General features: G+C 66.4%; 1 pseudogene. It reads left to right on the top strand.

Annotation, left to right across the window (positions count from 1 at the left end):
* Positions 1-132: 132 nt before the first annotated feature.
* Positions 133-462, top strand: a pseudogene (locus G3I56_RS42730) (glyceraldehyde 3-phosphate dehydrogenase NAD-binding domain-containing protein); the annotation flags it as partial.
* Between the last annotated feature and the right edge of the window lie 124 nt (positions 463-586).

The following is a 586-nucleotide window of genomic DNA, read 5'->3' as shown; positions in this document are numbered from 1 at the left end:
TCGCGGGGCTCCAGGTGGCCAAGTCCCTTAAGCCATCGAGTGGTCTCGCCCATGACAGCCATACCCAGAGCCCCTGGGTCCTCCGATCTTACGAATGACCAGAGCAACCACTCTTGAAAGGTAGGACCACTCATGACTCGCATCGCCATCAACGGATTCGGCCGCATCGGACGCAACGTGCTGCGCGCACTGCTCGAGCGCGACAGCGCCCTCGAAGTCGTCGCCGTCAACGACCTGACGGAGCCCGCCACTCTCGCCCGGCTGCTCGCCTACGACAGCACGGCCGGCCGGCTCGGGCGCCCGGTGACCGTCGACGGGGACGTCCTCGTCGTCGACGGCCGTCGGATCAAGGTGCTGGCCGAGCGCGAACCGGCGCAGCTGCCGTGGGCCGAACTCGGCGTCGACATCGTCCTGGAAGCCACCGGCCGCTTCACCTCGGCCAAGGCCGCCAGGGCCCACCTAGGCCGTGTTTTGGAACTGAGTCCCTGACCATGCTTCATGCCGTGATGATCTAGGTGTGGGGCGTGGGGATCTTTCGGATGAGCAGTGGTCGGTGCTGGAGCCGTTGTTGCCGGTCGTGGGGCTG

The organism is Streptomyces sp. SID12488 (assembly GCF_010548275.1).
Taxonomy (GTDB): Bacteria; Actinomycetota; Actinomycetes; order Streptomycetales; family Streptomycetaceae; genus Streptomyces.
The sequence above is the reverse complement of the archived record's forward strand: the minus strand, read 5'-3'. Positions and strand labels throughout refer to the sequence as shown.